Origin of the sequence: Mycobacterium sp., assembly GCF_035633495.1 — a bacterium.
GTDB lineage: Bacteria > Actinomycetota > Actinomycetes > Mycobacteriales > Mycobacteriaceae > Mycobacterium.
The window spans coordinates 39,127-63,157 of record NZ_DASQEU010000004.1 but is presented as its reverse complement, the minus strand read 5'-3'; the positions used below and the strand labels follow the sequence as shown (position 1 = coordinate 63,157).

The 24,031-nt window shown below is 67.4% G+C and carries 21 protein-coding genes and 3 pseudogenes; 8 read left to right on the top strand and 16 right to left on the bottom strand.

The genetic code is table 11. The features are described from left to right. Positions 1-143: 143 nt before the first annotated feature. The 5 genes and pseudogenes from trxA to VET27_RS00880 all read right to left on the bottom strand — a co-directional run bounded on the left by trxA (position 144) and on the right by VET27_RS00880 (position 4,790). Positions 144-572: a thioredoxin gene (gene trxA / locus VET27_RS00900; protein WP_526514502.1), complete on the bottom strand. Its 429-nt coding sequence runs from the start codon at positions 570-572 to the stop codon at positions 144-146. Between the two features lie 28 nt (positions 573-600). Further along, positions 601-1,508, bottom strand: a pseudogene (locus tag VET27_RS00895) (universal stress protein). Positions 1,509-1,668: 160 nt separating this feature from the next. Beyond that, positions 1,669-1,839, bottom strand: a complete 171-nt coding sequence (locus VET27_RS00890; protein ID WP_526514501.1) for a DUF1330 domain-containing protein — start codon at positions 1,837-1,839, stop codon at positions 1,669-1,671. Positions 1,840-1,900: 61 nt separating this feature from the next. After that, positions 1,901-3,259 carry a glutamine synthetase family protein gene (locus VET27_RS00885; protein ID WP_526514500.1) on the bottom strand — a complete coding sequence of 453 codons (1,359 nt, stop codon included), beginning with the start codon at positions 3,257-3,259 and terminating at the stop codon, positions 1,901-1,903. Positions 3,260-3,320: 61 nt separating this feature from the next. After that, on the bottom strand, positions 3,321-4,790 hold the full coding sequence (locus VET27_RS00880) for an amino acid permease (protein WP_526514499.1): 1,470 nt from the start codon (positions 4,788-4,790) through the stop codon (positions 3,321-3,323). A 191-nt stretch (positions 4,791-4,981) separates the two neighbouring features. Here VET27_RS00880 and VET27_RS00875 point away from each other — a divergent pair, with 191 nt between their 5' ends. Beyond that, positions 4,982-5,506, top strand: coding sequence for a MarR family winged helix-turn-helix transcriptional regulator (locus tag VET27_RS00875; RefSeq protein ID WP_526514498.1), 525 nt, complete (start codon positions 4,982-4,984; stop codon positions 5,504-5,506). Positions 5,507-5,511: 5 nt separating this feature from the next. Here VET27_RS00875 and VET27_RS00870 read toward each other — a convergent pair whose 3' ends face one another. The 5 genes from VET27_RS00870 to VET27_RS00850 all read right to left on the bottom strand — a co-directional run bounded on the left by VET27_RS00870 (position 5,512) and on the right by VET27_RS00850 (position 10,587). Beyond that, positions 5,512-6,261 carry a gamma-glutamyl-gamma-aminobutyrate hydrolase family protein gene (locus tag VET27_RS00870; RefSeq protein WP_526514497.1) on the bottom strand — a complete coding sequence of 250 codons (750 nt, stop codon included), beginning with the start codon at positions 6,259-6,261 and terminating at the stop codon, positions 5,512-5,514. 138 nt (positions 6,262-6,399) lie between these two features. Beyond that, positions 6,400-7,263 carry a fumarylacetoacetate hydrolase family protein gene (locus VET27_RS00865; protein WP_526514496.1) on the bottom strand — a complete coding sequence of 288 codons (864 nt, stop codon included), beginning with the start codon at positions 7,261-7,263 and terminating at the stop codon, positions 6,400-6,402. Between the two features lie 39 nt (positions 7,264-7,302). Further along, complete coding sequence (locus tag VET27_RS00860) at positions 7,303-8,256, bottom strand: DODA-type extradiol aromatic ring-opening family dioxygenase (RefSeq protein WP_526514495.1); 954 nt, start codon at positions 8,254-8,256, stop codon at positions 7,303-7,305. Then, positions 8,249-9,763 (bottom strand): aldehyde dehydrogenase, encoded by a 1,515-nt coding sequence (locus tag VET27_RS00855; RefSeq protein WP_526514494.1) that lies wholly within the window; start codon positions 9,761-9,763, stop codon positions 8,249-8,251. Before VET27_RS00855 ends, VET27_RS00860 begins: the two co-directional genes overlap by 8 nt. Further along, a complete protein-coding gene (locus tag VET27_RS00850; RefSeq protein WP_526514493.1) occupies positions 9,760-10,587 on the bottom strand; it encodes an acetoacetate decarboxylase family protein in 828 nt (275 codons plus the stop codon). Before VET27_RS00850 ends, VET27_RS00855 begins: the two co-directional genes overlap by 4 nt. 136 nt (positions 10,588-10,723) lie before the next feature. Between VET27_RS00850 and VET27_RS00845 the strand changes: the two genes are divergently transcribed. The 3 genes from VET27_RS00845 to VET27_RS00835 are packed head-to-tail and all read left to right on the top strand — an operon-like array spanning position 10,724 to position 14,123. Further along, positions 10,724-11,989: a cytochrome P450 gene (locus VET27_RS00845; RefSeq protein ID WP_526514492.1), complete on the top strand. Its 1,266-nt coding sequence runs from the start codon at positions 10,724-10,726 to the stop codon at positions 11,987-11,989. A gap of 54 nt (positions 11,990-12,043) precedes the next feature. Then, positions 12,044-13,027, top strand: coding sequence for a PDR/VanB family oxidoreductase (locus VET27_RS00840; RefSeq protein ID WP_526514491.1), 984 nt, complete (start codon positions 12,044-12,046; stop codon positions 13,025-13,027). Between the two features lie 55 nt (positions 13,028-13,082). Continuing rightward, positions 13,083-14,123 carry an aromatic ring-hydroxylating dioxygenase subunit alpha gene (locus VET27_RS00835; RefSeq protein WP_526514490.1) on the top strand — a complete coding sequence of 347 codons (1,041 nt, stop codon included), beginning with the start codon at positions 13,083-13,085 and terminating at the stop codon, positions 14,121-14,123. A gap of 69 nt (positions 14,124-14,192) precedes the next feature. On the opposite strand, the gene VET27_RS00830 is transcribed toward VET27_RS00835, so the two are convergent. Continuing rightward, positions 14,193-15,524 carry a serine hydrolase domain-containing protein gene (locus VET27_RS00830; RefSeq protein WP_526514489.1) on the bottom strand — a complete coding sequence of 444 codons (1,332 nt, stop codon included), beginning with the start codon at positions 15,522-15,524 and terminating at the stop codon, positions 14,193-14,195. Between the two features lie 545 nt (positions 15,525-16,069). Between VET27_RS00830 and VET27_RS00825 the strand changes: the two genes are divergently transcribed. From VET27_RS00825 to VET27_RS00815, 3 genes are all read left to right on the top strand, one after another. Further along, positions 16,070-16,471 carry a heme-binding protein gene (locus VET27_RS00825; RefSeq protein WP_526514488.1) on the top strand — a complete coding sequence of 134 codons (402 nt, stop codon included), beginning with the start codon at positions 16,070-16,072 and terminating at the stop codon, positions 16,469-16,471. A gap of 75 nt (positions 16,472-16,546) precedes the next feature. Beyond that, complete coding sequence (locus VET27_RS00820; protein WP_526514487.1) at positions 16,547-17,383, top strand: DUF1542 domain-containing protein; 837 nt, start codon at positions 16,547-16,549, stop codon at positions 17,381-17,383. 315 nt (positions 17,384-17,698) lie between these two features. Continuing rightward, positions 17,699-18,184, top strand: coding sequence for a hypothetical protein (locus VET27_RS00815; protein ID WP_526514486.1), 486 nt, complete (start codon positions 17,699-17,701; stop codon positions 18,182-18,184). A 153-nt stretch (positions 18,185-18,337) separates the two neighbouring features. On the opposite strand, the gene VET27_RS00810 is transcribed toward VET27_RS00815, so the two are convergent. The 5 genes and pseudogenes from VET27_RS00810 to VET27_RS00790 all read right to left on the bottom strand — a co-directional run bounded on the left by VET27_RS00810 (position 18,338) and on the right by VET27_RS00790 (position 22,292). After that, positions 18,338-19,132, bottom strand: a complete 795-nt coding sequence (locus tag VET27_RS00810) for an Fpg/Nei family DNA glycosylase (protein WP_526514485.1) — start codon at positions 19,130-19,132, stop codon at positions 18,338-18,340. Between the two features lie 3 nt (positions 19,133-19,135). Next, positions 19,136-19,609 carry a ribose-5-phosphate isomerase gene (locus tag VET27_RS00805; RefSeq protein WP_526514484.1) on the bottom strand — a complete coding sequence of 158 codons (474 nt, stop codon included), beginning with the start codon at positions 19,607-19,609 and terminating at the stop codon, positions 19,136-19,138. 22 nt (positions 19,610-19,631) lie between these two features. After that, positions 19,632-20,539 (bottom strand): annotated as a pseudogene (locus tag VET27_RS00800) (isopenicillin N synthase family dioxygenase). Further along, positions 20,536-20,976, bottom strand: coding sequence for a nucleoside deaminase (locus VET27_RS00795; RefSeq protein ID WP_526514483.1), 441 nt, complete (start codon positions 20,974-20,976; stop codon positions 20,536-20,538). Before VET27_RS00795 ends, VET27_RS00800 begins: the two are co-directional and overlap by 4 nt. After that, positions 20,973-22,292: pseudogene (locus VET27_RS00790) on the bottom strand (purine-cytosine permease family protein). The gene VET27_RS00795 and the pseudogene VET27_RS00790 overlap by 4 nt, the downstream one beginning before the upstream one ends. Positions 22,293-22,428: 136 nt before the next feature. Between VET27_RS00790 and VET27_RS00785 the strand changes: the two are divergent. Continuing rightward, positions 22,429-24,018, top strand: a complete 1,590-nt coding sequence (locus VET27_RS00785) for a molybdopterin-dependent oxidoreductase (RefSeq protein WP_526514482.1) — start codon at positions 22,429-22,431, stop codon at positions 24,016-24,018. The last annotated feature ends 13 nt before the right edge of the window (positions 24,019-24,031 follow it).

Sequence of the window (24,031 nt, the reverse complement as noted above, 5' to 3'; positions counted from 1 at the left end):
GTCCCCGTGGTCAAGGAGGCGGCGCCGACGACCTCGATCGCGAAGCAGAACAGGCACGCCGTCTGGGGCCCTGCAGGGACAGCTGCGGCATCCCGCCCCAGCGAACGCCTCCCCGTGCGCCTGGCCTTGGCGAACTCCCGCGGCTACTTTGCGAGTGCCTCATCCAGCCAGGTTCGCAGGGCGGCCACAGGAGCCGCACCGGACTTCCTGGCCAGGATGCGGCCGCTGTCCATCAGCAACAGCGTGGGAACGGCCTGGACCTCGAATCGTTGCGAGAGCGCGGGCGCGGCGTCCACGTCGACTTTGACGAGTTTCAATGATCCGGCGCGCTCGCCGGCGAGTTGCTCCAACGCCGGGCTGACCATCCGGCACGGTCCGCACCAGGTGGCCCACAGGTCGACGAGCACCGGCACCGCTGCTCCCTCCGCGACGTCGGCGAAGTCTCCGTCGCCGGCCGAGACGATCCATGGCAACCAATGCTGGCACTGGCCGCAGCGGGGCCTGCCCCTGCCGCCTACGGGAACGCGATTGCGCTGCCCACAGTGCGGACATGCCACGGTGCTGGATTCCATGGGGTGATTATCTCCGTGATCGTCGAGGCTATTTGGGCGTTCGGGCAACGATCACCGGAATCTCGGCAGAGTTGACGACCGCCCTGCTAACCGAGCCCAACAACATGCCGGTGAATCCACCGCGCCCCCGGCTGCCCACGACCAGGAGCTGAGCGGTCTCGGCCTGCTCGATCAGGCGAGGTACCGGCCGATCGCTGACGACCATCTTGTGCACCACGACGTCGGGGTATCGCTCTCGCCATCCCGACAAGCGCTCGCTCAGGACCTCCTGCTCCTCGATCTTGAGGTTCGCCCATTCGATCGGCGCCCGGCCGAAGCTCCCGAACTCGAGCGGCCCCATATCACTCCAGGCGTGAACGGCTACCAACTCCACTCCTCGCCGAGACGCTTCGTCGAAGGCGATCTCCGTCGCCATGCCGAGGACGGTGAACCGTCGATCCCCACGACGACGGGGGCGTGGGGTTGGCGCGTGGTCAGCGCGTCTTCTTCGTGGATGACCGCCACCGGGCAGTGTGCGTGGCGCACGAGGCTGTCGCTCGTCGAACCGAGCAGTGCGCGGCCGACCGCACCAATACCGCGGCAGCCTACAACCACCACGTCGGCCCGCGTGGACAGGTCCACCAGGGTCGGCACAATCGGGCCGTCGAGCACCTCACTCGAGGTTTGCGATTCGCGACCGGCCGAGGCGGCCTCGACGGCGATCTCGTGCGAGGCCTCCAGCGCCTGACGCGCTTCTTCTTCCTGCCATTGCGAGTATTCGGCAGGCCCGGCAAACGCCGGCGCGCCCGCTGCCACGAAGGGCGCGACTACATACACCACCATGAGTGGCACGTTGCGCATCTCGGCGTCTCGCGCGGCCCACTCGACCGCTGTCCGTGAGGCGGGTGAGCCGTCGACCCCGACTACGATTCCCTGCGATGTCGGTCCCGATGCCATCTGGATCCACCCTTCGCGTGCCGCCCCCGAAAGGAGCGTTGCGAACGAGGATGTTCGCCCTCTGCCGCCAACGCTAGGCAAGCGTCAGGCGCGACATTAGGAGGCATCGGTCCCCAACCCGAGGGTCACAAGTAACTGGTGGACGGCGTCAAAATCGGATCTACACGTCCCACGGATCGGTCGCGATCAGGCCGGAGGACTCAAGCGCTGCCGAGCGGTGCACGGCGATCTCCTGGTAGCCGGGGTCGAGCGCCATCTCCAGGAACTTCGCCCGCGACGGGTACCGCACCACGACAATGGTTTCCCACCAAGGCTTGTCGGTGCCTACCATCGCCGAACAAGATCGAAACGCAATCCACCCCACGCCATGAACCGCATCCGCGGATCGAGGTTTAGAGGTGGTAGGCGTACTCCCTCGTCTCCCAGTCGGTTACGAAGTGGGCAAACCGCTCGATTTCGTTGCGCTTGTAGGCCAGGAAGGCGGACACGAACTTCGGACCAAGGATCTCGGCGAGGTCGGAGTCCTTCTCCAGCGCGTCCAGCGCCTCGCCGAGGCTGGTGGGCAGCATCTCCGCCTTGGTGGTGTCGTAGCCGTAGCCGACCAGCTTGTCGGGCGGCTTGAGCCCGTCGCGAATTCCCAGGTATGCCCCGGCCAGCAGGCTGGCGATGGCCAGGTACGGGTTGGCTGAAGCGTCGCCGAGCCGGAGCTCCAACCGCGACGCGCGTCCGCGCTCCGGCGGGATGCGGACCATCGCCGACCGGTTGTCCAGGCCCCAGTCGACCAGCCACGGCGCCAGGGTGTCCGGTCCGAACCTCTTGTACGAGTTGATTGTCGGATTGTGCAAGGCCGCAAGTGCCTTGGCGTGAGCCAGCACTCCAGCGATCGCCGAACGCCCGGTCTCGGAAAGTCCGTCTTCGCCGCTGGCATCGTCGAATAACGGCTCGCCGTCGTCACTCCAGGTCGAGAAGTGGAGGTGGAAGCCCGAACCACCCTCGTCGTTGAACGGTTTCGCCATGAACGTCGCACGCTTGCCCTGACGGCGGGCGAGTTCCTTGACGGCCGACTTGAACTGGAAGGCGCGGTCAGCGGCGCTCATCGCATCGGAATGCCACAGGTTGATCTCGAACTGGCCACCTGAGAACTCGTGGTTGGCGGCCACGACGTCCAGGCCGTACTTCCCGAGCATCCGCAGCGCGTTCAGGAGGGTGTTTTCCGGGTCGCCGCGTAGGCCAGCGACGTAGACGTTGCCGGTCGCGTCCCCGTACCGGCGCCAGCCGCTGGGCGCCGCCGCGTCCGGGTCGAGCAGATAGAACTCGAGCTCCGGCCCGACGAAGGGGCGCATGCCGAGCTCGGCGAACTTGTCGACGACCCGGCGTAGCACCGCGCGTGGGCTCTCCTCCGACGGGCTGCCGTCGGGGTTGAAGAGGTCGGCGATGACGCTGGCCACGCCCGGCTCCCACGGCACCGGCCGGAAGGTCTCGAGGTCCGGGAAGGCGACGATGTCAGGAAGTCCCTCGCTTAGACCACCTTCCATGTCCACCACGTCGCCCATCGGTGTGGTGCCGTAGACGGACCGGCAGAACGCCACCCCGTCGGCGACGGTGCGCGGGAAGTGCTGCACCAGCAGGTCCCGTCCCCGCTCGCTGCCGATGAGGTCCGCATAGGTGAGGCGTATGACGTCGATCCCGTCCGCGGTGAGCCGGCCTGCCGCCGCCTCGAGTCCTGACTCGTCGAAGTGCCCCACGGTCACGTCCTCCTCGTTCGTTTGGTCTCGATCAGTATCGGCGCCATGGCGGACCATCTGGCCTCGGTCACGCCGAGTCGCCGCCCCGCCCGACCAGGGCATAGACGTCGGGCCGGGTCCGCTTCAGCACGAGCCCGTAGACCAGCCCGATGACGGCCGCGCCGACGATCAGCCCGGGCAGGATCCAGCGCAACGGGTCGTTCGGCGTCGAGCCGAGCAGAGCGTCGAAGTTGGTGAGCGCCAGCCCGAACACCACGAAAAGCGCGATCGAGGCGACCACGGCGGCGGCCTCGTGCGAGAGCGTCGCCTCGGTGACCTCGCTGTGTCGGCGCAGGTAGACGACCACCGCGACCGAGGTCAGCGCCATCAGGAAGATGACGCCCAGAGCGCCGACGTTGGTCAGCCAGGCGAACAGGCTGAGCACTGGGTCCTTGCCGAGGATCGCAAAGACCCCGATCAGCACGACGGCGATCGCGGACTGTGCGAGCGAGCCGGCCATCGGTGCGCCCTTGGAGTTGACGCGGGCGAGCGCGGTGGGCAGGACACTCTCGCGGCCGAGGGAGAAGAAGTACCGTGCCACCCCGTTGTGAAAGGAGAGCAGCGCCGCGAACAGGCTGGTCACGAAGAGGATTGTGGCGATGTCGGCGAACCACTTACCGACGTTCTGCTCGGCGTAGACGAACAACAGGCCCGCGGTGAGTTCCTGGGATCTACTGATGATCTGAGTCTTGCCGACCGCCATCGTTGTCGCCCAGGCCGAGGCGGCGTAGAAGATGCCGATGATGATGACGGCGGTGTAGGTCGCGCGGGCAACGGTCTTCTCCGGGTTCTTACACTCTTCGCCGTAGATCGCGGCGGACTCGAAGCCGACGAACGACGCGGTGACGAAGCAGAGCGCGGCGCCCAACGCACCCCCGCTGAGCGCGGCCGGTAGGAACGGCTCGATTGTCAGTCCCTCCGCGGGCTTGGCGACCCCGGCGATGTCGAAGACGAGGACCACCAGGAACTCCAGGATCAGGAACACGGCGAGCACGCGGGCGTTGAGGTCGACCTGAAGTTGGCCGAGGATCGCGATGATGGCGACGGTGACCAGAGCGCAGATCCACCACGCCACATGAAGGCCCAGGAATTGCTCCAGAGCGGCCGACGCCGCGTACCCGTAGAGGCCGAAGATGCCGACCTGCATCGCGTTGTAGGCGACGAGGGCCACCAGCGCGGTCGCCACGCCCCAGGCCTGCCCGAGGCCCTTGCTGACGTAGGTGTAGAACGCACCCGAGTTGGCCACGTGCCGGCTCATCGCGGCGTAGCCGACGGCGAAGACGAGCAGGATGACGGCGATGATCACGTAGACGAGCGGGATACCGAGGAGCTGAGTGACCGCGAAGCTGGTGGGAACGCCACCGGCCACAACGGTCAGCGGTGCGGACGCGGCGACCACGAAGAACACGATGTCCGCGACGCCGAGTGACCGCCGGCCCAGTTGTGCCGCCTTCACCTCCCCGGTGACGCTGTGGGCTCCGTCGCTGGCGACAGACATGGGAACCTCCAATTTGGCGGGGTTTTCGCAGTTTGGCGTGGCTTTCGACCCGGTCGGCACCGACTACAGTGGAATCGTACGGCCCCAAACGATCGTGTCAAGGGTTTTGGGGAAGTCAGCCGCCATGCATGTTGCACCTCCGAGTCGAACGCAACATTCGGACACGAACGACCTCGCACTATGATGTGGCCATGCCGGACCCACGCACACTCGCCGAGACCGAGTCGGCTATGCACCGTCACATCGACGGACTGAACGTCGACTACGCCGCCGCGCAGACGGTGTCGAGCATTTACCGCGCCGCCAACGCGGTCCGCTCGCACATCACCAACGCAGTACTACGGCAGTACGACCTGACCTGGAGTGGCTTCGTCGTGATGTGGGTTGTGTGGATCTGGGACGGGATGGAGACGCGGTACGTAGCCGAGAACGCGGCCATCTCCAAGGCGACACTGACGGGCGTGGTGAAGACGCTGGAGAGCCGCGGCTGGATTGTCCGCGAGGGTCTGGCGGCCGACCGTCGCCTGGTGCGGCTACGGCTGACTCAGTCCGGCATCGACCTGATGACGGAGCTCTATCCCAAGTTCAACGCAGTGGAGTCCGCCGTGGTGCAGAATCTGTCGGCCAAGTCCAAGGCCAGCTTGACCAAGGACCTGCGCAGCATCGTCCGCACGGTCGAGGCCGACGGCGTGGCTGGGGGTGCGGTGGGGGCCTGAGACGCTCACCGCGTCGCGCCGATGAACGCGCGGAAGATGCTGGCCTGCACCGGGTCAGTGTCCGCGGAGTCCTCGGGGTGCCACTGGACGCCGAGGTACCACCCCTGGTGACCGTCGATGGTTACCGCCTCGATCGTCCCATCCGCGGCGTGGGCGGCGGGTAGTAACCCTTCTCCGAGCACGCCCAAGCATTGGTGGTGGTGGCAGGAGATGGTCACTCGGTCGCCGTCGACGATCCTGCGCAGCGGCGACTCGGCGTCCAACTCGATGTCGTGCACGAGATGGCGGTGGTCGCGGCCGGTGGCCTCGGCCATGTCCTGCACGAGGTCGCCGCCGCGTGCGACGTTCACCACCTGGTTGCCGCGGCAGATCGCGAGCAACGGGATCCCGTCGCGCAGCGCCCAGCGGCTCAGCGCAAGGTCGAACACGTCCTGCTCCTCGTCGACGTCGTACTGGGTGGCATGCGCCTGCTGGCCAGACCAGCGCGCCGACATGTCGCCGCCGCCGGGCAGCAGGACCGCGGCGGCCATCCAGAACCGTTGCGCCACGATGTCGACGAGGTCGTCGTCAAGGATTCCGCCCGCGGCGTGCGGGTGCACCGTCAGAGGTTCGCCGCCGGCCGCCCACACGCTGGCGACAAGCCTCGCCGCGGACACCTCGGCCCGGGAACGCAGGGCGCTCGCGCTGGCCGAGAAGCGTGCAGGGATGATGACCAGCGGACGGGACCCGTTAGCCCTGCTCCCTGGATCATTCATCGTTTATCGAGGTGGTCTTGAAGTCGGTGTAATCGACGATCGCCGCAGCGGCACCGTGAGGGGGCGAGCGCGCATGCTGGCACATTCCTCACGTTCGCGGCTGCCGAGCGACGTCGGGTTTGTCGTAAGCACCGGTTGTCAGTGTGTGTTCGACAGGTCGGGCTTGCGAATGCCACGGAACTCCCAGTCGCCGCCCTGCGCCGTGGAGAGGACCTCCTCGCTCTCGGTGGGCTGCGCCCCCACGTCCGTGCGGATTGGGGTCGGCCCCTCGACGATGTGATTGCGCAGCGTTCCGAGTCCCTCCACCTCGACGTCGACCACGTCACCGGGATAGACCGCGCGTGAGATCGCCGGGGTTCCGGAGAGCAGCACGTCGCCGGGCTGCAGAGTGATCGTCCGCGCGATGTCGGCGACGAGATAGTGCATGTCCCAAGTCATCTCGTCGGTGTTACCGTCCTGCTTGACCTCGCCGTTGACCAGCGTGCGGATCTGCTTGTGCCGGAAGGCCCACCCCTCGACCAGGCCTGGCCCAACGGGGCAGAGCGTGTCCGCGCCCTTGACCCGCAGCATGGAGCCCGAATCGGTGTCGCGGAAATCATGCAGCCCGTAGTCGTTACCGATGGAGTAGCCGCGGATGTAGTCGCCCGCCTCGTCCGGGGAGATGTTGCGCGCGGTCCGCCCGATGACGATGGCGATCTCGCCCTCGTAGTTCAGCCACTTGCAACCACGAGGCCGCACGACGGCGCCCCCGTGTGAGTTGAGCGCCGACACCGGTTTGTGAAAGTACGTCGGGGCCGGAGGCAGGCGGGTCATCATCTCCTCCACCCGGGAGGAATAGTTCAGGTGGATACAGATGATCTTCGACGGGACGACGGGCGAGAGGTGGATCGCCTCGTCGACGCCCACCTCCCGACCGTCGTGGGCCACCAAGGTGTCGCCCTGCCGGACAACGTCGGCGACGTTGCCGTCCAACAGAATTCGGCGCGTCTCACGGAGGATCATGGCGGTTCCTTACGGTCGATGGAGCGAGTCTTTGGCTGTTCAGCCGGCCGCAGTGAGCTCGGGGCCGGCGTTCTGGCGCGCGAATTCGGCGTCCTCGGGTGTCCTCCTGGGTCGGGGGAAGCCGCCGCCTGGCCGGTCGAACCAGAGGTGCACCTGGCCGGTGCCGATCGAGTTCTCGTACTCGCCGTACTGGCGCGAAACGGCGCGGCAGTCGCCCTCACCGAGTGCGCCGATCATCATCAGGTAGTGGCCGAACCTGGCTTCCGGCCGGAACCGGTAGAACTCCGGCATGGTCTCCAGCACCCGGGCATGGTCGCCCTTGCTGAACCATTCCAGCCGCTCGAAGTCAGCTGCCGCGGCCTCGGCGGTGAAAATGTGCTCAACACCCGCCGCCTCGTGATCGCGCAGCTTGCGCAGCGGCCAGAACGTGTGCGAGAGCGCGCCGGAGGCGATGAGCAACACCTTGCGGTCGGACTCGGCGATCGCGTCGCCGAGGGCCCGACCCAGCCGCAGATTGTCCTCGGTGTCGGCGGTCTGGCAGACCCCGATCGAGATCCACCGCTTGTCCGGCAAGCCCCGGCCCAGGAACTCCCACACGTTGGTGGTGGCGTAGAAGATCGGCAGGTGATCATCTTCGATCGCGGTGATCCAGGTGCCGTGCTGATCCGCCTTGGCGGCGACGAGGTGCGCCAGCTCCGGGTCGCCCCGAAAGTCGTACGGCCGCTGCGACATCCCTCGGGGGAGCTCCTCGGAGGTGAACAACCCTTGCCGCCGTGCGTGCGCGGTCACCACGAACTCCACCGTCGTCGCCCAGTGGGAGTCCAACACCACCACCGTGTCGTAGTCGAGAGTTTCGAAGACCTCCTTGCGCAACTGCTCCAGTCCTGCAGGGAGCGTGCTGTCCTCACCATGGTTGAGCTCGCGGCGGGTCTGCTCCGGTAGGACGATCGTCGGGACGTGCGCGAGCAGAGCCGCGCCGACCACTTCACCCATTGCTGTTCTCCTTAGCCTCGTTGTTCCACCCGTTCGGGGCGAACACGGTGTTCTTGATGTCGCTGTAGAAGTCGAAGGACCAGATCCCGCCCTCGCGGCCGATTCCGGACTTGCCGTTGCCGCCGAACGGGGCGCCAAGGTCGCGGACGAAGAAGCAGTTGACCCAAATGGTGCCGGCGTTGAGCTGCAGGCTGACTCGTTCGGCGCGCTCGCGGTCTCCGGTAACCAGGGTCGCCGCCAGCCCGAACCGGGTGCTGTTGGCCATGGCCACACCTTGGTCCTCGCTGCTGAACGTCTGCACGGTGAGCACCGGTCCGAACACCTCTTCGGTGAGGATCTCGCTGCCCTCGGCCGCATCCACCAGGATGGTCGGGGCGTAGAAAAGGCCCCCGAGGTCCTCGTTGGGTCCGCCGCCAAGAACCGCGCGGGCACCCGCCGCCTTGGCCCGGCTGACGAATCCGTCGACCTTCTCGAAGTGCACCCGGCTGACCAGCGCGCTGACGTCGGTCGCCTCGTCACGCGGGTCGCCCTGAACCAGGGTCGCCGCCTTGGCGCGGACGCGCTCGAGAAACTCCTCGGCGATGCCGTCCTGCACCAGGATCCGGAACGCCCCCAAGCACACCTGTCCCGCATTGTCGAACTGCTCGACCGCCAGGTTCACCGCGAGGTCGAGGTCTGCGTCGTCGAAGACGAGTAGCGGCGACTTGCCGCCGAGCTCGAACGACAGCGGCACGATGTTCTTCGCCGCCGCCTCGGCGATCACCCCCGCCGTCGGCACCGAGCCGGTGAACGAGAGCCGCCGAATGCCATCGTGCCGGGTGAGCGGCGCGCCCGCCTCACGACCGGTGCCCTGGACGACGTTGAATACGCCGTCCGGCAGCCCGGAGTCCTTGGTGATGTCCCCGAGTAGGGACGCGGTCAACGGCGCCCACTCCGGCGGCTTGAGCACCACCGTGTTCCCGGCCGCAAGCGCCGGACCGATCCGCCAGGTGGCCAGCATGAGCGGCGCGTTCCAGGGCGTGATGACGGCGGCGACGCCGGCCGGATGGTAGGTGAACCTCTCGCGATGCCCGCGGATCTCCTCGTCCGGGTGGTCGAGCTCGTGCAGGTAATCGGCGAAATAGCGGAAGTTCATGCCGACCCGCGGCATCACCCCGCGCCGGTGAGAGCGCAGTAGCGAGCCGTTGTCGCGTGTCTCGACCCGCGCCAAGTCCTCGGCCCGCTTGTCCACGCCGTCCGCCACCGCGCGCAGCAACTCGGCCCGCTCGGGGCGGGGCAGCGCAGCCCACGCGGGAAAGACGGCCTGCGCCGCGGCGACCGCAGCGTCCACCTCCTGCTGACCGCCGGCGTGCACCTTGGCGATGACCGTCTCGTCGATCGGTGAGATGTCGTCGAACGTGCTGGAGGAACCCACCCGCCTGCCGCCGATCCAGTGCCTGGTGTCGACGGGCACCCCCTCGACATCCGCAACGTAAGTGGGATGGCGCTGCGCAGGCTTGCTGCTCATCGGGTCGCCTCGACGACCGCGCCCTGGGAGGTCAGCGTCGCCAGGGACCGGCCACCGTTCCAGACGACACCGACCTGGCGGTAGTAGCCGCCGATGATCTCGTCGACGGTGAGCCGGGACAGCTCCTCTGTCGGGGAGTCGAAGAGGCGCAGCTCGACGTCGCCGGTCCAGGCTGGACCCGCCTCGAACTCGCTGGAGCCGGACTCGATCAGCTCGGCGTACGCGTCCGGCGTGTTGGCCTCTATGCCGGGAAAGATCCGGTGATGGGCCATCTTGTGCGAGTTCACGAAGCCGTTGGTCTCGGACTCCTCACGCAGGGTCAGGACGGCCTCGGCAAGCCGTCGGTCGCCGGCGGCGAGGGTAGCGCCGAAGACACCACCGGCGCCGACCTGCGGTGCAGCGTGACTGAACTGGTGCGGACGGGTCTGCCACATGGAGCCGAGCTTCTTGGGGTAGCCCTGATGGATGCCGCGGCCGATGGCGAAGTCCTTGTCGACCCAGATGTACACGCAGCGCGAGTACGTCTGGCCCCCGAATGAGCAGCGGACGACCACGAAGGCCTCCTTGTACTGTGCCCGCACCGGGTCAAGCAGTTCCTCACGGCTGCCGGAGCAGGACTGCCAGTCGGCCCAGATGAGCGCCACCGCGCCAGGGTCTTCACCGGCCAGTTCCAGCGGGGCCGGCAGCAGCTCGGCGACCCGGGCGGGGTCGGTGCGGTACTCCACGGTGAGCAGGTCGCCTGAGTAGTACCACGGCGGCGGCGGGATGAGGGAGGACCGGCCACCGGCTGTCCGGGGGTAGAAGAACCCCTTCAATTCGGTCATCTGCGTTCCTACTCTCGTGTGGATTCAGCGTAGATCGTTTGGGTCCGTACGATAGCGACTTCGGCGCGCGTTGCCTAGCCCCTTGCGTGAGGTGCGGAACGTGCATATTGTTTGGACCCAAACGATTGGAGGCATCGTGCCCAAGCCCACGCCCGTACCGCTTGAAGAAGTCGACCTCTCTGACCTCGACGCGTTTGCGCGCAACGAGGGATGGGGGATGTTTGACACGTTGCGCCGTGAGGACCCCGTGCACTGGAACGAGGAGCGTGACATGGGCGCCGGCTTCTGGGCGGTCACACGATATGAGGACGTCTGTGCGGTCGACAAGGACTCCGAGACCTTCACCTCGACCAAGTTCGTCAACCTCGAGGAGGTCGACGACGAGCTGATGGACGTTCGCCGGTCGATCCTGGAAACCGACGGCGTCCGCCACCGCGCACTGCGCAAGCTGATTCAGCGCGAATTCAGCGCGGGCAACCTGATGCGCAACTACGAGGACTTCCTGCGCGGACTCACCAGGCAGACCGTGGACCAGGCGCTGCAGACCACCGAGTTCGACTTCGTGCAGAAGATTTCCGCCGACTTCCCGATCCAGGTACTGGCCCGGCTGCTCGACGTGCCGTCCAGCGACACCGACCAGCTGATCGACTGGGGCAACCAGATGGTCGGCAACACCGACCCGGAATACACGGACTACCTGCTGACCGACCCGGACAGCGACAAGTACAAACACCTACCCTTCCGCACGCCCGTTGCCCTCGACGTCTTCGCCTACGGTCGCGAGCTCGCCAGGCAGCGCAAGGGCGGCGACGGCACCGACCTGGTGAGCATGCTGGCCAACAAGCTGCCCGAGGACGGCCAGCCGCTGTCCGAGACCGACTTCGACAACTACTTCCTCCTCTTGGTCATCGCGGGCAACGAGACGACCCGGCATGCGATCAGCCAGTCGATGCTGGCGCTGATCGAGAACCAGGACCAGTTGCGCAAGCTGCAGGCGGAGCCGAGCCTGATCCAGCCCGCCGTCGAAGAGATGTTGCGCTGGGCCTCGCCGGTCTACCACTTCCGCCGCACCGCGACCCGCGACCTGGAGATGGGCGGCAAGCAGATCAAGGAAGGCGACAAGGTCGTCATGTGGTTCGCCTCCGGAAACCGCGACGAGTCGGTGTTCGACGACCCGTACAGCTTCGACGTGACCCGCACGGACGTCGCCCACCTGACGTTCGGCAAGGGCAGCCCGCACCTGTGCTTGGGCAACATGCTTGCCCGCATGGAGATCAGGCTGATGTTCGAGGAGTTGCTGCCGCGGGTGAAATCGATCGAGCTGGGCGGTGAGGTGACCCGCGTGCGGAGCAACTTCGTCAACGGCATCAAGCGGTTCCCCGTTGCCGTCGTGCCCGCCTAAGCGTAGGTGCCGCGCGGGCCCGAAAGTACTCCGATGATTGCTAGGGATGGTGAGATGGCTGAGATGTCCCTGACCACGCGGACCATCGTGCGTGAGCACGAGGCCGAGTTGTTGGTCCAGAAGGCAGAGGTGGTGGCCGAGGACGTCATGGCGCTCATCCTGGTCAGCCCCACGGGTGAGACCCTGCCGTCGTGGTCGCCCGGTGCCCACATCGACCTCGTGCTCGCCGACGACCTGGTCCGGCAGTACTCGCTGTGCAGCTCTCCCGGGGACGACGGCGCCTGGCGCATCGGAGTCCTGCGCACCCCGGACAGCCGCGGGGGGTCGCAGCGGGTGCACGACACCCTGACCGAGGGCGCCACCGTGACCGTGCGGGGGCCGCGCAACCACTTCCCGCTGGTGGCCGCATCGACCTACCTGTTCATCGCCGGCGGGATCGGCATCACCCCGCTGCTGCCGATGATCGCCCAGGCTGAGGCCGCCGGCGCCGACTGGCGGCTGCTCTACGGCGGCCGTCACCGCGCGTCGATGGCGTTTCTCCCCGAGCTGGCCCAATACGGCGACCGGGTGACCGTCGTCCCGCAGGACGAGGCCGGTTTCCTCGACCTCGATGCCGTGCTCGGCGCATCGCAGAAGGGAACGCTGGTGTATTCCTGCGGGCCGGAGGGGCTGCTGTCGGCGGTGGAGGCCAAGTGCGCGAACTGGCCGTCGGGCAGCCTGCACCTGGAACGGTTCTCGGCCAAACCGCAGGAAATTTCGGACGTTGCCGACGAGAGCTTCGAGCTCGTCCTGCAGCAAACCGGCGTCACCGTCACCGTGTCACCGGACGAGAGCGTCTTCCAGGCGGCGCTCGAGGCCGGGGCCAACGTCCTCGGCTCGTGCATGGAGGGCATCTGCGGCACCTGCGAAACCGAGGTCGTCGAGGGCGACATCGACCATCGCGACTCCGTCCTCAACGAGGAGGAGCGGGCTTCCAACGAGTTCATGATGATTTGCGTGTCCCGTTGCAAGTCAAAGCGGCTCGTCCTCGACATCTAGACGTGCCCGCCCACCGAACCGCCCGGAATACCGGACACTGCACGAGAGGACCACGATGAGCCGCACCTCGGCCAGCATCCGGCGCCGCGGTACCACCTACCCGGTCAACACTTGGTACGTGATAGCCACCAAGGACGAGGTCGGCCGCCGGCCGTTGGCCCGACGGGCGCTGGAGACACCGGTCGTGCTGTATCGCACGCAAGACGGGCAGGCGGTGGCGCTGGAGGACCGTGACGCCCACCGGCCCTACCCGCTGAGCCTCGGGCGGGTGGACGGCGACACGATCGTCTCCGGCTACTCCGGCTTCGCCTACGCACCAGACGGCGACTGCGTGCACGTGCCCACCCAGCCACACGTGCCAATCGGCGCCCGGGTGCGGGCGTTCCCCGTCGTCGAGCACGACGGCCTGGTCTGGGTCTGGCTCGGTGTCGCACCGCTGGCATCGAGGCGCCACCCGCCGCACACGCCCTGGCTGGCCGAGGACGGCTGGACGACGTTCGGCGATGAGTGGGACACCCAAGCGAACGTCCTGCTGCTGCACGAAAACTTCGCCGACATCACACACGTCCCGGTGGTGGACTCCTTCATCGCCCCGCCGGCGCTCGCGGGCGAGCCGCCTGCCCTCGAGGTCCAGGTCAGTGAGAACTCGGTGTCGTTCAGCCGCGATTACTCGCCCGCGCGGCTGACCGGGTGGCACGCCGACGCGCTGGGCCTGTCACCGGACACCGAGCACGCCCAGCGTGAGGAGGGGGCGTTCGTCACCCCTGGCCTTTGGGTGGATGCCTGGCATGTCTACGTGGACGGTGGATCCCCGCATACCTTCCGGTTCACTCACGCGGTCACCCCGGTGTCGGCGAGCCAGACCCGGCACGTGTGGCGGGTCAGTCGCAACTTTGCAGCCGGGCCGGAGGTATCCGAGCAACTGCTGCCGATCTTCGCCGCGTACTACCGGCGCGTCCAGCAGATCCTGGAGACGATGCAGCAGGTCATCGACATCGACGGCCCCCGTGACGAGGTCAGCGTCAACTCCGATGCCGCCGCCCTGCAGGTGCGCCGGATCGTCAACCGACTCATCAGCGAGGAACGCATGACCTGACGCCATACTCCGATCGCGACGGCCACTCAGCGCCGGAACCGCGAGTTAGTTTGGCCATCTAGCGTGGCATCAGCGTCCCGGCCCGGTCGAGCTGGTGGGCGCCGTCGACGTGCCCACGGGTGCAGGCGAAGTCGAGGGCGAGGACGTGGGCGGTGATTCGCCGCGAAGCTGTGCGTCCACATCCGGATACAGTTGACGGAATATCGGCTTGAAGAGGACGTTCTGCGGCGAGTCGCCCTGCACGGTGAGATATACCGTCGCCAGGATGACAACCGTGTTGCCGACCTTCGGGTCGTGTACGGCGAGCCCCGAGAACCCGACGATGTTCCCTGGATGCCCGTACATCGGGCCCGCCCCCTCCAGTCCGAAGCCGTAGGTTCCGAATCCCAGCTCGGCCGCGCGACCCGCAGCGGACGAGTCCATCGGCTTCAAATTGGCCAATCGCCACTGCCGGGACGTCTCGTTGAGCAACGATCCGCCGACCATCGCCTCGATGAAATCCGCGACGTCCTCTGCCCGGGAGGTGACGGCACCGGCCGTCCATGCCCACGACGGATTGTCATCGGTGTGATCGGCGGGCGCCAGGGCACCCGTCAGCGCCGCCTTCTGCTGGGCCTCCGGGAGTGGACCTTCGTACGCCTCGTTGGGCCCCCACATGTATCCCCGCGGATACGGGGACGGCAGCTCAGAATCGGCCGCGGCCGGCAACGCCGTGTTGCGCAGCCCCAGTGGATCGAAGATCCGGGTCTGCAGCGCGGACGCCGCCGACATGCCCGTGAGTTGTTCGATCACGAGCCCGAGCAGCACGTAGTTGGTGTTGCTGTATTCGTACTGCCTGCCCGGTGCAAAGTTCGGCGGATGGGCGAACGCGATGTCGAGGAGTTGCTGCGGGGTCCATACGGTGTCGGGACGTTTCTCCAGTGTGGCGGCGAACGTCGGGTCGCTGGTGTAGCTGTACAGCCCGCTACGCATCTCCGCCAGCTGGTGGATGGTGATGTTGTCTCCGTTTGGCACCCAAGGCAGGTAGCGCGATATCGGATGCGCGATCGCGAGCCTCCCCTCTTGTTGCAACTGCAGGATGACAGTGGCGGTCAATGTCTTGGTAATGCTGCCGATGCGCACGTGATCATCGATCGAGGGCGGAACCTTGCTTCCGATGCCGGCCACGCCGAACGTCGCGCTCCAATTGCCCTTTTCGCGGCTGCGGACCAACACGATCGCCCCGGGTATCCCGTTGTCTCTCAGGATGGCCGGCATCTGCTCGTTGAGGGCCACGGCGTAGGCGGGCGTCTGAGGTACTGCGATGTCGCCGGGTGGTCGCGGGTCTCTCGCGCATGCCACCAGCGCAGCCTCCGCGCCGACGGCACTGGCGAGGAGCAGCAGGGATCGGCGACCGATCACCACGCCCGGCTACTGCCACCCTGAGGTACCGCGGCACCTCGTGGCCTACCGATGAGGCGGTGACCGATGCAGACCTTCGGCAGGTCGCGGAGCGGCATCCCTTGAGAATCCCACACATCTCGCCATGGTGGTGTAGTTCACCTGCACCATGTGGCCGTGCTGATTGATGCTACGACCCCTGAGCTTCCTTGCTGCCTCGTTGACGGTCGCGTCGGTGGCCGCCGTCGCGGCCCCTTGGCGCCCAAGGACATTCGCGTCGTCAGCACGACGCAGCTCGACTCACCAGCCCTGATCAAACCCAGGCCCCTCAACGACTTCTTCAACAAGGGTCCAGCCGAGCGGCATCGAGGCAGGTCGCCGAGACCATCGCCAAGGGCCCGGTCGCAGGAGAGTCCAACCCCAGCGAGCCAACCTCCAATGCACCTGCCGCTTCTGGCGGTGGCGCCGAAGGTACTGGGAGCGACGCCGGCGAGAGTTGACCAAGATCGCAAGCGACTCAGGACGGTAGTCGCCCGCGCCCGGACTCGGGCCTGCAGACTGTCGAGGTGATTCTGGACCTCGCATCCGCCCAACGCATCGTCGAGGCCGCACACGCCGAGGCGGTCAAGCGATCGATCCTGGTGTCGGCCGCCGTCGTCGACGCGGGCGGGCACCTGGTGGCATTCGGCCGGATGGACGGCGCCGAGATCGCAGGTCCCGTGCTGGCGATCGACAAGGCCTACACCGCAGTCGCGAACAGCATCTCCACCGCTGAACTCGCCGTCCTCGCCGCGCCCGGCGGCGAACTGTTCGGACTGCACGCCAACGGCGGTGGCCGGTTCGTCATCTTCGGCGGCGGCGTGCCGATCGTGGTCGGCGGTCGCATTGCCGGAGGGGTAGGCGTCAGCGGCGCCAGTGCCGAGGACGACGCCGCATGCGCCGAGGCCGGGCACCAAGCGCTGGGCTGACGTTCCCTGTGACTGCCCTCAGTTAGCCAGGTGACGGCCCGTTGGCACCGCTTTCCCGTCGGTACGCTGGACCCCATGAACAGCTTCCTGCTGGTGCTCATCGTCATTCTCGTCGCCGTTATCGGATTCGCCGTCTATGCCTCGTCGAAGGCGTCCGGCAAGCGCAGTGCGGCCTCACTGGACGACGCGAAGGCCGACGCCCGTCGCGCCATCGACCGCCTCGGCGGTCAGGTGATCAACCTGACCGGAACGGACGACGCCTCCAAGCAGGCGTTGGCCGACGCCTCCGAACGCTTCACCGCTGCGGGGTCGCAGATCGAGCAGGCCACCACCGCCCGCCAAGCGCTGCTCGCCAAGGAGAGCGCCATGGAGGGGCTGTACTACGTGCGTGCGGCACGGGTCGCGATGGGCATTGACCCCGGACCCGAACTCGAGACGCTGTCCGGCCAGAACTCGGCTGGCACCGTGACCGAGGACCGTCGGGTTCAGTACGAGGGCCGCGACATCGAGGCGTCGCCGACGCCGTCCGAACGCACGCCGAACTACTACCCCGGCGGCCGTGTGGCCGGGCGACCCGTGCCCGCCGGTTGGTACTCCGAGCCGTGGTGGAAGCCCGCTCTGGTGGCGGGCGCCTGGGGTGTCGGTTCGGTGCTGCTGTTCAGCACGATGTTCTCGGGCATGGGTGGCGTCGGCTACGGCGCCCAGGGGTTCGAGAACGGCTACGGCGACGGTTTCCAGGACGGTATGGATCAGGGCCAACTCGAGGGCGCCGGACAGGACGGCGGAGGCGACGGCGGCGGCTGGGATGGCGGCGGTGGCGACGGCGGCGGCTGGGGCGGTGACAGTGGCGGCGGCGGTTGGGACTTCGGCGGCGGCGGCGACTTCGGTGGCGGAGACTTCGGCGGCTTCTAGCCCGGGTTCATGGCCGCGTACGTCGCCTCAGAAGTAGAGATCCTGCGAGGGCGTTTGGAACCGACATCGAAATTGGTTGGCAGAAATCTGTCGGAAATGGGGCGGCTCGTCGCTCCTAGTTGGTGAAGGCGGCTCACGGGCTGCGCCAACCTGACGGAGATCACTATGACCACGTACTACGCGTCCCCCACCGGCCACCACGACGCGAACCCTCATCACGACGACCCGACCGTCCGCCGTCCGGAAATTACTTTCACGCGCCCGGCCGGCCCTCCCGTCCCAAGTTCGACCCCGCCCTCCAAGTCGGGATGGATCGTGAGCGGACTCGCGGCAGTTCTCGCCGCCGCTGCACTCGGCGTGGTGGGCAGTCTCGCCATCGCCGAATTCACCGACTCCGATCTCGCCGCCGGAGCCACGTCGGCATCCCCTTCGCCGGCACCAAACCCAGGCACCGCAAGTGCGGCGCCCGCCGCGGTTCTGCCTGCACCCGTACCCGCGCCGGTGGTGACGGTGACCCCGGGCGTGTCCGACCGGGGCCAAATCGTGGGCGCGCCCCGGATCGTCGTGACGGTCCCTGCCGCGCCTTCGGCCGTGCCCTCCAGCCCCGTCGCGACCCCGCCCACGCCGATGGAACCGCCGGCACACGTTCCGGTGCCGCCCCCCTCCTCGGGAGGCATCGGCACGTGCGACCTGGTCGCGTGCGATCCGGTTCCTCCGACGTCGGGAAGCATTCCGAGCTGCGGCGACTTCAGGGCATGCGGGCCAATCCAGCCTGCCCAGCCGGGCCGGCCACGCGTCTAGAACCGAATCTCGAGCCGCGCCGACACCCCGGCCCCTTGGAGGTGCCCTCAGCCCGTCCGGGTACAACGACCCGAACACCTCGCGCGCAGCGTGTGCGTCGCGGGATCCCGCATCTCTTCGCCCGCTGGCCGAGGTCCGGCTGTGAGGCGAGCGCTACACCTGGCAGGTGGTGCACCAGAACAGGTTGCGCGCCTCCATCACCTCGGTGCGGATCGGCGTGCCGCACACCCGGCACGGTTCGCCCGCCCGTCGGTAGACATAACTTCGCGGCCGGCCGGGGCGGCTCGCCGGCGGCCCCTTGTCGTCCTCGCGCCGGATGGTGATGATCTTGCCACGGCTCACACCGACCTTCATCAGGGCGACGAGATCGGCCCACGCGGCGTCGAACTCCGCCTCGCTGACGTGTGTGCCGGGCCGATGTGGCTCGATGCGGTGGCGGAACAGTAGTTCGCTGCGATACACGTTGCCCACCCCGGCGATGACCTTCTGATCCATCAGCAGTGCGCCGATCGGCCTGCGGGACTTGCTGATTCGAACCCAGGCGCGGGAGGGGTCCGCGGCGCGTCGCAGCGGGTCGGGTCCCAGCCTGGCGACGATCTCGTCGACCTCGACCTGGTGGATCACCTCGCACACCGTGGGACCACGCAGGTCGGTGCCGTACTCGGCGCCGACCATCCGCATCCGGACTTGCCCGACCGGATCGAGCATCGGCACGGGGCGCTCGGTGAACTTGCCGTAGAGGCCGAGGTGGACGTGGACGATCGCACCGCCCTCGTAGTGATGAAACAGGTGTTTGCCCCACGCGTTCGCCGTGCGTAGCACCCGGCCGTTGACCGCCTCGGCGGCGTCCGCGAAGCGACCCTGCGGGCTGGTCACCATGACGGGCGCCTTGCCGAACCGCTTCTGGTGCAGGCGGGCCAGCCGGTGGAGGGTGTGCCCCTCGGGCATGCGCTAGGCGCCTGGAACGGGTGGTGCGACGTGCGTCGACTCGTACTCGGCGAGGATGTCGATGCGGCGCTGGTGGCGCGGCGCCTCCGACCACGCGGTCGTCAGGAACGCGTCGACGAAGGTGAGGGCGTCGGCGACGGTGTGCATGCGGCCGCCGATGCCGATCAACTGGGCGTTGTTGTGCTGACGGGCCAGCGACGCCGTCTCGACGCTCCAAGCCAGGGCGCAGCGTGCGCCGGGCACCTTGTTCGCCGCGATCTGCTCCCCGTTGCCGGAGCCGCCGATGACGATGCCGAGACTGTCCGGGTCGGCGACGGTCTTCTCCGCGGCGGCGATGCAGAACGCCGGGTAGTCGTCCTCGGCGTCGTAGCCGAAGGCACCACAGTCGATGGGCTCGTGGCCGCCGGACTCGAGGTGCTCGATGATGGCCTGTTTGAGTTCGAATCCGGCGTGGTCAGAGCCGAGGTAGACGCGCATGGCGGTCACCTTACTGGGCGCATCAGCCGATGGTGATGGCGTCGAGGCGTTCCTTGATGAAGTCCGATGCGGTGACGGGCTGCAACCCGACGACCTTTCCGATCGGAGGTTCCAGCGGGGTGACGAGCGCGTCGTGGTTCGCCTCGTAGAAGTAGATCAGCGACACCAGATCCTCCTCGGGCGCCTCGGGCTGAGGCGGGAGGACGCGGTGCCGGCCCGACGGCCAGCGCCGCCCGCTCCAGTACTCCAACAGGTCGCCGATGTTCACGGTCAGCGCATCCGGATCGTACGGTGCGTCCTCCCACCCCTCGGCCTCCGAATACACCTGCAGACCACCGTCGACGGGTCCAGGTTCAGGACGCCCGCTTCCGACGCCATGACGGGCGGATAGTGGTTGATGTTCATCGTCCACGTCGGGTGGTTCGCCAGCAGGGCCCAGGGATTGGCGGGCAGGCCCAGCGCGTGCGCGAACAGCGCGAGGAGATCGTCGGAGAGGCGGCGCAACGCGGCGGTGTACTCCGTCACCAGCGCATGCAGCTGCGGGACCTCGGTAGGCCACACGTTGGGCGCGAACCAGATTCGGTCGACGTCGGGATCGCCGGTCGCCGTCTCGGCCCCCAGGCTGTAGCTCTCCTTGAGGTCGGGCGGCGTCTCGGTACTCTCTGCGTAGCCGTTGGCTTCCGCGCCGGGCCCGATCCAGCCGTGACCGCCCACCGGCACGCTGTAGCGCTGCTTGACGTCGTCCGGTTGCGTGAAGAAGTCTCGGCTGGCCTTGAGTACCGCGGACGCCAGACCCTTGTCGACCCCGTGGCCGGTGACCAGGACGAATCCCGCCTGCTGAAGGCTCTCGTCCACCTCGGCGGCCACCGCGCCGGCAGCGGCTCCCCCGTCTTGCCAGCGCGAAAGATCAACCATTGCAACCACACTCATTCACCTATGTCCTCCAACTCGAGCTCGGGATACGCCGAAATGAAATCCGTCATCATCCCCACGCAGCGCTGGTCGTCGAGAAGCGTTATCGCGACGCCGTTCTCGGCCAGCCAGTCATGCCCGCCGCTGAACGTCCGCGCCTCGCCGATGACCACGGCGCCGATGTTGAACTGTCGCACCAGGCCGCTGCAGTACCAGCACGGCGACAACGTGGTCACCATCATCGTCGACCGGTAGTCACGTTGGCGGCCCGCCTTGCGGAATGCGTCGGTCTCGCCATGTACCGACGGGTCGTCGTCCTGCACCCGTCGGTTGTGGCCGCTGCCCAGCAGGACACCGTCGGCGCTGAAGAGCGCGGCGCCGATCGGTATTCCGCCCTTCGACAACCCCTTTCGGGCCTCGTTGACGGCGACGTCCAGCATGTCCTGCGGTGTCATACCGTGGCGACGTCGAGGGTGCGCTCGGCGGCGATCTTCGACCGGCACAGCAACAGGTAGCTGCCACCCGCGAGAACGAAGCCGACGAAGAACGTGACGTCACCGAGCTGCGGAAGGGACTTCGCGACGACACCGACGAACTTCTCCTGATTGGAGAACGGCAGAACCGACGCGATGAGTCCGAAGAGGAAGGCCGCCAGACCGCCCCAGTTCGCGTACGACCGGTCGTAGAGGCACCGGGGCGATCGGCTGGCCGCGGCGGAGGTACTGATCGGCGAACACGACCCCGAGCAAAGGTCCGATCCAATAGGCGATGATCAGGAGGAGTGCCTCGTAGCTGTGCGCGGCGTCCGGTAGCGCCCACCACGCGATCAGGAAGCCGGCGACACCGAAGAACACCGTCACCAGGGCGCGGGCCACGTGCGCGGGCAGCTCGATCCCGATCGTGACGAAAGCCATTGCGCCGGAGTAGATGTTGATCGAATTGGCCGCAATGGCGCCGATCGCGATGGCCAGCAGCGTCGCCTTGGCCAGGGGTGACGCCAGTTCGCTGGTGAATGATCCGGTCGGATCACCGAGGTTGGCCTCGCCGCTGGTGACCGATGCCGCCCCGACGACCTCCAGCACGAAGCACGACAGGAACAACCCGCGTACCCGAAGGACGTACCCACCGTGAGCAGGAAGCCGCCCATGCCTCCGACGCCGCCGGCGCCGACGGGTGCACCGAGGTCGGCGTGCATGAAGATGGCCACCGAAGCGGCGATGAAGATCACCGCCAGCACCGGGAACGAGTACTTCTCGAACGCCTGCACCAGGTTGTGGCCGAAGAAGGCGAACCCGGTCTGCAACAGCACGATGATGATCAGACCCACCAGTGGCCCGAAGCCGAACAGGGTCGACAGCGCGAACGCCCCGCTGACGCTGTTGGTGGCGAACCACCCGACGCCGGCCGCCACCGACATCAGCACCGCGGGCACGGCGTTGCCCTTGAAGCCGAACGCCATCCGGCCGAGCACCATCTGCGGGACGCCGTGCAGCGGTTCGCGCGCGGACAGCAGGAAGTGGGCGATGGCACCGAGTCCCGTGCCGATCGCGATGCCGACGACGGCCTGCCAGAAGTTCATCCCGAACGCGAGGACCGCCAGCATCCCGACGAATATCGTCGCGAACTCGAGGTTGGGCGACGTCCACGTCCAGAACAGCTGACTCGGCTTGCCGTGCCGGTCGGCCTCGGCGATGAACTCGTTTCCGCCGGGTTCGACCGCGACGATCTTGTTGCGGTAGGAACCGTCAGTGGTGGGCTCGGCCGTCGTCATGGGTACACCGTCGCCCGACGTGCGCCCCACCGCATCCGGAATCGGCCATTCCTCGCCGTTTCCGGCCGTCAATCCGCTGGGTGCGTGGAAGGCGCTGAGGCCCGCCGGTCGTCGTCCAGAAGTGCAGCAGCAACGAATGACCTCAATGACCATGAACCCGCACCTGCCCGCCAGCCGTGCAGCAGCCACCGGATTCATCTCGGTCGCCGCTGCCCTCGGAGCGGGACACCTGGTGGCGGGCCTGCTTCTGCTACCGGCAGCGTCACCCTTCTTCGCGGTGGGCAACGCCTTCATCGACCGCACACCCACTCCGGTGAAGAACTTCGCGGTCGAGAACTTCGGCACCAACGACAAGCCTGCCCTTCTCATCGGCATGGCAGTGGTGCTTGCGCTCGTCGGTGTCGGCATCGGCCTCATCTCCCGTCGCAGCGTGCTACCAGGCGTGGTCGCCGTCATCGTCGTCGGGGTCATTGGCGCGCTCGCCGTGCACGAGCAGTCCACCGGCTCGTTGAGCCTGCTCGCTCCCGCGGCATCACTGGTCGCAGGTGTGGGGACGTTCTGGTGGTTGCATGCGGGCGCGCGACCGCAAACGGCTTCGGTCGAACCCGGGGCGGAGCAGGCAGCCAGCGCCCCGATGGGGCGGCGCCGCTTCGTGCTCGGCTCGATCGTCGCCACGCTCGGCGCTCTGGTCGCGGGCGCAGGCGGATTCGCGTTGGCACGACGCATCGACGTGACGGCGTCCCGTCGCGGCGTCGGCGAGCTGATTCCGACGACGCCCGCGCCCCCGATCCCGACGGGCGCGGCCTTTCCCGAGCTTGGGACGCCGACGTTCATTACGCCCGCAGCCGACTTCTACAGAATCGACATCAACCTGGAGGTGCCGCAGCTGCGGGCAGAGGACGCGACACTGCGCATCAGCGGGATGGTCGACACGCCCCTCGAGTTCACCTTCGACGACATCCGGTCGATGCCGCTGGTGGAGAAGACCATCACGATGACGTGCGTGTCGAACGAAGTCGGCGGGCCGTACGTGTCGACGGCCAACTTCGTCGGCGTCCCGCTACTGGACCTGCTCGACCAGGCCGGAATTCAGAGCGGCGCACAGCAACTGGTGGGTCACTCCGCGGACGGGTTCACCCTGGGAACCCCGCTGGACCTACTGCGTGCCGCAGGCAAGGACGCGATGCTCGCGATCGGCATGAACCGTGAGGCGCTGCTGCCCGAACACGGCTTCCCGATGCGCACCGTCGTCCCCGGTCTCTACGGATACGTGTCGGCCACGAAGTGGGTCAACGAGCTGGAGCTGGCGACGTACGACGTCAAGCCCTACTGGGTGGAGAGGGGCTGGGACGGTCAACCACCCGGCGTCGTCCCGATCAAGATCTCCTCGCGCATCGACGCACCCGGCTCCTTCCAGCAGATCCCGGGCGCCGAGGTCACGGTCGCCGGTACGGCATGGGCCCAGGGTCGTGGCATCAGCCGCGTCGAGGTCCGGTTCGACAAGGAAGACTGGCGCCCAGCCGAATTGGCCACCGAGGTGAATCCTTATACGTGGCGGATGTTTCGGCTCACGACGACGTTGTCGCCTGGGCAGCACACCGTGACGTGTCGCGCCTACGACGGGGCGAACGTGATGCAGGCGCAGGAACGACTCCGGCTGATCAACCCCGGCCCCGTACCGGACGGCTCAACGGGATGGCAGTCGATGGTCTTCACCGTCACCTGACGCCAACGTGCGG

Coding starts and splice junctions, on each gene's coding strand:
- trxA (WP_526514502.1), bottom strand. CDS start 572: ATGGAATCCAGCACCGTGGCATGTCCGCACTGTGGGCAGCGCAATCGC.
- VET27_RS00890 (WP_526514501.1), bottom strand. CDS start 1,839: ATGGTAGGCACCGACAAGCCTTGGTGGGAAACCATTGTCGTGGTGCGG.
- VET27_RS00880 (WP_526514499.1), bottom strand. CDS start 4,790: ATGTCTGTCGCCAGCGACGGAGCCCACAGCGTCACCGGGGAGGTGAAG.
- VET27_RS00875 (WP_526514498.1), top strand. CDS start 4,982: ATGCCGGACCCACGCACACTCGCCGAGACCGAGTCGGCTATGCACCGT.
- VET27_RS00870 (WP_526514497.1), bottom strand. CDS start 6,261: ATGAATGATCCAGGGAGCAGGGCTAACGGGTCCCGTCCGCTGGTCATC.
- VET27_RS00865 (WP_526514496.1), bottom strand. CDS start 7,263: ATGATCCTCCGTGAGACGCGCCGAATTCTGTTGGACGGCAACGTCGCC.
- VET27_RS00860 (WP_526514495.1), bottom strand. CDS start 8,256: ATGGGTGAAGTGGTCGGCGCGGCTCTGCTCGCGCACGTCCCGACGATC.
- VET27_RS00855 (WP_526514494.1), bottom strand. CDS start 9,763: ATGAGCAGCAAGCCTGCGCAGCGCCATCCCACTTACGTTGCGGATGTC.
- VET27_RS00850 (WP_526514493.1), bottom strand. CDS start 10,587: ATGACCGAATTGAAGGGGTTCTTCTACCCCCGGACAGCCGGTGGCCGG.
- VET27_RS00840 (WP_526514491.1), top strand. CDS start 12,044: ATGGCTGAGATGTCCCTGACCACGCGGACCATCGTGCGTGAGCACGAG.
- VET27_RS00835 (WP_526514490.1), top strand. CDS start 13,083: ATGAGCCGCACCTCGGCCAGCATCCGGCGCCGCGGTACCACCTACCCG.
- VET27_RS00820 (WP_526514487.1), top strand. CDS start 16,547: ATGAACAGCTTCCTGCTGGTGCTCATCGTCATTCTCGTCGCCGTTATC.
- VET27_RS00810 (WP_526514485.1), bottom strand. CDS start 19,132: ATGCCCGAGGGGCACACCCTCCACCGGCTGGCCCGCCTGCACCAGAAG.
- VET27_RS00805 (WP_526514484.1), bottom strand. CDS start 19,609: ATGCGCGTCTACCTCGGCTCTGACCACGCCGGATTCGAACTCAAACAG.
- VET27_RS00795 (WP_526514483.1), bottom strand. CDS start 20,976: ATGACACCGCAGGACATGCTGGACGTCGCCGTCAACGAGGCCCGAAAG.
- VET27_RS00785 (WP_526514482.1), top strand. CDS start 22,429: ATGACCTCAATGACCATGAACCCGCACCTGCCCGCCAGCCGTGCAGCA.